This window comes from Parasphingorhabdus sp., assembly GCF_036963705.1.
Classification (GTDB): Bacteria; Pseudomonadota; Alphaproteobacteria; order Sphingomonadales; family Sphingomonadaceae; genus Parasphingorhabdus.
In genome coordinates this window covers 1-6,037 of record NZ_JBALUT010000107.1, presented here as the reverse complement: position 1 = coordinate 6,037, position 6,037 = coordinate 1, and the positions used below count along the sequence as shown (strand labels likewise).

The window sequence follows — 6,037 nt, the reverse complement described above, 5'->3', positions numbered from 1 at the left end:
CATCGATTCGATGCCGCCGCCAATCGCCAGATCGGCTTCGCCGGAACAGATCTTGCCCGCTGCGATATTCACCGCTTCGAGACCGGAACCGCAGAAGCGGTTGACCTGGATGGCTGACGTCGTGTCGGCATAGCCGGCCTTCAGAGCAGCCATGCGGCTGATTACTGCGCCTTGTTCGCCCACTGGGGAAACGCAACCGAATGCGATGTCTTCCACTTCGTGGCCCTCTAGTTCGTTGCGATCGTTGATCGATGCCAGAACCTGGGCGGAAAGGTCGAGAGCAGTGATTTCGTGCAGAGCACCGTCGTTGCGGCCCTTGCCGCGCGGGGACCGCACTGCGTCATAGATAAAGGCTTGGGTCATTTGGGGTTCCTCTCATGGGAAGAATTGGAAGGATGTTGCGCAATGCTAATGGTGCAGTGCAACACAGTCAAGCAGTTTACGTAAACGTCAACCAAGGGAAGGGCGCGACTCGGCCTTTCCCTAGCCCGTTTGCACCATAAGCTAATCGAGTATGGATTGATATTTCTGGCTGAACACATCCCGGCCGATAATGTAGCGCATGATCTCGCTAGACCCAGCATAGATCCGGCTCATCCGGGCGTCGGTGAAGATCCGGCTGATTTCATATTCCTTCATATAGCCGGCGCCGCCGTGCAGCTGCAGGCCGAGATCGGCCATATCCCACTCGATCTCGCTGCCCAGCATCTTGCCCTTGGCAGCCATATTGGCGGTCAGCCCGCCCTGGTTGTGGATGTCGACGCAATGATCGACATAGATTTGCAGCATGTCGATCTTGGCGTCCATTTCGGCCATTCTGAACTGTGTATTCTGCATATCTGACAATTTCTTGCCGAAAACATCCCGGTCCATGACAAATTCGCGGGTCACGTCAAAGGCTCGCCGCGCGGAGGCAGCATAGCCGACCATCGCGATCAGCCGTTCCTCGGCCAGGCCTTCCATCAGATGGATGAAGCCTTTGCCGGGCGTGCCCAGCGTATTTTCCTTCGGTATCTTGACGTCATTGAAGAACAGCTCGGCTGTATCCTGCGCGTGAAGCCCGATTTTTTCCAGGTTCTGGCCGCGTTCGAAACCTTCCATCCCGCGTTCGACGATCAGCAGGACCATGGCATGCTTGTCATCGACGCCGTCTATCTTGGCTGCGACGATCACGACATCGGCGTTGATGCCGTTGGAGATATAGGTTTTCGATCCGTTGAGCAGCCAATGGTCACCCATGTCCTTTGCCATGCTCTTCATGCCGGAAAGATCGCTGCCCGCGCCGGACTCCGTCATCGCGACCGCAAGAATAGTCTCGCCGGTCACACATTTCGGCAGGAAGCGTTCGCGCTGTTCTTCATTGCCGATATTCTTGAAATAGGGACCGACCAGACGACTATGGAGGGTATTATACCATTCCGAACAGCCCGCCCGCGCCGTTTCCTCGATGATGATCTGTTCATAGCGAAAATCATTGTCGCCCATGCCGCCATATTTCTCGTCCGGCCAGACCATCAGGAAGCCCTGATCACCGGCTTTCTTGAATATTTCCCGGTCGACAATCCCGGCTTCACGGAATTCGTCCATTCTTGGCGCGACTTCGTCTGAGAGAAAGCGACGATAGGCGTCGCGAAACATATGCTGTTCTTCGGTAAATTTGCGCATGGGATGATCTTTCCGTCTGATGGGGAGGGAAGCGTGCTCGACGCCCGCCATTCTTGAGGCGGTTCTAATATATCAAATTTAATCGGTCAATTAAGAAACAAGGTCGTTGCAATTACCGTCGGATCATCGGTATGGCGACCGGGTGGAACAGACAAAAAAACCTTTCATCCTCGGGCTTGGCGGGACAACCAGTCCCGGTTCATCGACCGAGCAGGCCTTGGCGATATCCTTGCAAGCCGCAGCGGATGCCGGAGCCGAAACCGAGCTATTTGGCGCTGAACGTCTGATGGCTTTGCCCCATTATCGCGCGGATCCGGCGGGGATCAACGAAACCGGCCGGGATCTGGTCGCGCTGGTCCGGCGCGCGGACGGCGTGTTGCTGTCGAGCCCGGGCTATCACGGCACGGTCTCCGGGCTGGTCAAAAATGCGATCGACTATATCGAAGAAACATCGCGCGACGAGCGCATCTATCTTGACGGTTTGCCGATCGGCCTCATCGTGACCGCTCATGGCTGGCAAGCGGTGGGCAGCACCCTAGCCGCGCTGCGCTCGATCGTACATTCTCTACGCGGCTGGCCGACTCCGCTTGGCGTGGGTATCAATGTATCCGGCGGCATGTTCCGCGATGGTATTTGCGATGATCCGAGTGTGAACACGCAGCTTGAAATGGTTGCCCAGCAAGTCATGCAGCGCGCCGAGACACGCTAATATGTTGAATCAGGCTGGCGGCAGATTGCCGTAAAAGTCGCGATACCAGCTGACGAATTTCTTCAATCCCTCTTCCAGCATCACCTTGGGCGCATAGCCGGTCAGGGCATGGAGTTTGGATACGTCGGCATAAGTGGATGTTACATCGCCCGGTTGCATGGGGCGCATGATCTTTTCCGCTTCAAGGCCCAGCGCATCTTCGAGCGCCTTGATCATCTCCATCAGGCCGACCGGTCGGCTGTCACCAATATTGAGGATGCGATGGCCGTGCCGCTCCGGCGGATGGTCGAGTGCACCCAAAATGCCGTCGACGATATCATCGATATAGGTAAAATCGCGGGCCATCTTGCCCTGACCGTAAACCTCGATCGATTCGCCCGCCAAAATCTTCTGGGTAAAGCCGAAATAGGCCATGTCGGGCCGACCCCAGGGTCCGTAAACGGTGAAGAAACGCAGGCCGGTCATCGGAAAACCGTAGAGTTTCGCGTAGGACTGGCTCATCAATTCGCCCGAGCGCTTGGTCGCGGCATAAAGCGATACCGGATCGGTGGCGGGTTCTTCTTCGGTAAATCCCTCGCCGCCCATCGGCTTGTCGCCGTAAACCGAGCTCGACGAAGCATAGACGAGATGCTGGAAATTGTCGGCATGGCGGCTGGCTTCGAGCAACGACAAGTGGCCCTGCAGATTGGACTTCTGATAAGCGAACGGGTTCTCGATACTATAGCGCACCCCGGCCTGCGCCGCGAGATGGATGATCCGCTGCACGCCCTTGGTCTGCACCAGAGCCTGGACGCCATCGGCATCCGACACATCCATCTGGACAAAGCGGAAACCGTCGAGCGCCTCGAGATTGGCAAGCCGAGCGGCCTTGAGCGCCGGATCATAATAATCATTGAGATTATCAATCCCGATCACCGGTTCACCGCGTTCGATCAGACGGGTCGAGACGGCATGGCCGATGAACCCGGCGGCTCCGGTGACGAGAACGGGAGGGATTTGAGTGTCAGACATGGCGTTTTCCGGAAATATTGAAAGCATAGTCTCTAGCATGAACCGGTAAAGATATTGCAAGCGATTGCAGCGGCCGTTCCGTCCGGAGGGAGCAGCTATTCCTTGCGCAAAGAAAAACGGCGGCGCTTTTCAGCCCCGCCGTCTTTTTGTTCATGAACGCTGGCCTTAGAACGCCATCGAGAAGGTGCCGCTAACCGTCCGTGGTGCGCCGATATTGACGAATGGTGCACGGGTCGACTGCAGGTTACCGCCGAAACCACCAACATAAAGCTCATCGAACAGGTTGTAGACGTTGAACTGGAAGTAGGTCTTATCGTTCAGTCCGATCCACTCGAGATTTACGCGGGCATCTAGATTGACGAGCGTATAAGCTGGGGCTGCGTTTCCGAAGACCTGAGTTGCACCGTTAAAGACCGCAACATTTTCGTCGTTTACGAAACGTTTGCCCGTCCATTTAGCCTGCACACCGAGGTCGACAGGGCCAATCGAATATTGGGCACGTCCACCAAAGCTTGCAACCGGAGCGCCGGATTCACGCTTACCGGCTGTTTGTGCGAACACAGGCAGTCCAGCAACTGTATCGACCTGAACATTTTCCTTGATTTCTGATTCGTTGAGCGAACCAAAGGCATATAAGGAAAAGCTATCCGTCACAGCATAGGAAATGCTGGCATCCAGGCCGTATTTGTCAACTTGGCCCAAGTTACGGAATACCGTTTCGTCGAGTACTGGATCATAAGCACTTGCGAGCCGGTCATTATATTTCGTGAACCAGCCGGTTAGCTGAGCTTGAACGCGGTTCGACTTATAACGCAAGTTCAGGTCGAAGGAGTCTGTTGTTTCCGGAACGGGTTGAACGCCCGGAGTATTGGCCGCGAAAAACAGCGAGTCATAAAGTGGATCCGTGCCCGGAACCGAAAGGCCCTTGGCATAGCTACCGGAAATGCTGATTTGCTGGGTAATATCAAATACTACGCCGACATTTGGAAGCAACTTATTGTAGTTGTAGGTCCGTGATTGCGGCAACGCAAATCCCGGATTTGCGGCAGCATAAGCCGCATTCTGTTCATCATTTTGACCCAGGCAATCAACAAAACCGGACGCGCTGGTTGTGAAGCAAAACTGGTTGAGCTCACGTTTGAAAAACGGTGCGCGAACGCCCAGGTTCACTGTCAATGCGTCGTCGAGGAACTGACCACGATATTCGCCGGACACCTGATGCAATATTGCATAGGAGAGACGATCACGTTTGTTGATCTCTGTTCCCGTTACGTCAAACAACGGGTCGTCGACCGGGAATACATCTTGCGCGAAACCATTCGCGTTAAGGAAACCGATCTGTCCGGTTTGCCGGTGGCGCGCACGATCATATGTGTAAGCGAGACGAACCGTGTTGCTGCTGTCAATATCGTAGCGCAGCGAAGAAATCACACCTAGCCGACGTGTCTTGGTCTGACTTGGCTGATGAATTTCAACTTCGTCGAGCAAATCGCCGTCGCCGTTCAGGTCGGTGCCGGTATAGGGACGTCCGCCAATATAGCCGAAGAAGCCGTTACGGGCCTGCTCGTTGCCGCGGGTCGTTCCGCCGCCATTGGCTTTGACAACCTGATAGCTCGGGTCGACGGTCAGGACCAATCCATCCATCAATGTGAATTTGGATGCACCGCGGATATTGCCGGTGTCAGACGGGTTGAAACGATAATCAAACGCGCTACCGCAACGGTTCGATGTGTCACGTACGCCTGGCCGTGCTGCAGCAATTGTGCAGCTCAATGTATAGAAGCGGTCATCTTTGGTTTGCGGGAAACCGTCTGGTGTAGCGAGGTCATTGCGCAAAGCAACCGAACCAAAGAAATTGTTCCGGTTGATATTATAATTTCCGGACACGGAGAGGAAGTCGCCGTTATCGCCAATCGGTTGGTAGATTCGCGCATTATACTGCTGCTTGTCGATTTTGCCGATGCCATAAATATTGTCGTTATCGGCTTTTTCGAATGCAAAAAAGGCTTTCGTGCCAAAGGAAGTGAATTCACCGGTGTCTACAGATGCAAAAATGCGCATGAAACCATATTCGCCAGCCGAACCAGAGAACCGAACACCGAAATCTTCATATGGCTGGCGGGTACGATAGTTGATTGTGCCACCGGTCGATGACGCTGTCGGGCTGTCCACATCGGTGGTGCCGAGGTTTACGTTTACCTGTTCGATCAGTTCGGGCGACAATTGCTGGTTGGAGTAAATTGCGTAGTTTCCGGAATCGTTCAACGGAACGCCGTCAAAGGTCAGGCTCACCCGGTCTCCACCGAATCCGCGGATAGACACCGTACCGCCGGCAGAGCCGTAGGGGTCATTGTTCTGGAAGCTTACACCTGGAATAATGTTAATCGTGTCGAGGATCGTTTGACCTGCACCGGACCGGGAAATAATATCCTGGTTCAGGACCTGTTTCGCCTTCGGGCTGTCTGGGATTTCAACGCCATTGACGTCTGTTGCGCGCGAACCGCTAACGACAATAACGTCATTCTCAAAATCGATCGATCCGGTCGATTGAGCTGCCGCTGATGTCGCCATCAGGCCGGCTGTGGAAAGGCTGACGACGCTAGTCGCCAAAAGATATTTGATTTTCATGGATCATTTTCCCCGTATGATGAC

Annotated in this window: 4 protein-coding genes and 1 pseudogene; 1 reads left to right on the top strand and 4 read right to left on the bottom strand. The window is 54.6% G+C overall.

Annotated elements, in window-relative coordinates; genetic code table 11:
* Window positions 1–363 (bottom strand): annotated as a pseudogene (locus V7680_RS14695) (acetyl-CoA C-acyltransferase); the annotation flags it as partial.
* 141 nt (window positions 364–504) lie between these two features.
* Complete coding sequence (locus V7680_RS14690) at window positions 505–1,665, bottom strand: acyl-CoA dehydrogenase family protein (RefSeq protein ID WP_335654013.1); 1,161 nt, start codon at window positions 1,663–1,665, stop codon at window positions 505–507.
* Window positions 1,666–1,807: 142 nt separating this feature from the next.
* Between V7680_RS14690 and V7680_RS14685 the strand changes: the two genes are divergently transcribed.
* Window positions 1,808–2,374: an NADPH-dependent FMN reductase gene (locus V7680_RS14685; protein WP_335654012.1), complete on the top strand. Its 567-nt coding sequence runs from the start codon at window positions 1,808–1,810 to the stop codon at window positions 2,372–2,374.
* A 9-nt stretch (window positions 2,375–2,383) separates the two neighbouring features.
* Here the strand turns inward: V7680_RS14685 and V7680_RS14680 are convergent, their stop codons facing one another.
* Both V7680_RS14680 and V7680_RS14675 read right to left on the bottom strand, forming a co-directional pair.
* The gene (locus tag V7680_RS14680; protein WP_335654011.1) at window positions 2,384–3,385 is read right to left on the bottom strand and encodes an SDR family NAD(P)-dependent oxidoreductase; all 1,002 of its coding nucleotides are present in this window, start codon (window positions 3,383–3,385) and stop codon (window positions 2,384–2,386) included.
* A gap of 165 nt (window positions 3,386–3,550) precedes the next feature.
* Window positions 3,551–6,013, bottom strand: a complete 2,463-nt coding sequence (locus V7680_RS14675; RefSeq protein ID WP_335654010.1) for a TonB-dependent receptor — start codon at window positions 6,011–6,013, stop codon at window positions 3,551–3,553.
* Window positions 6,014–6,037: the final 24 nt, after the last annotated feature.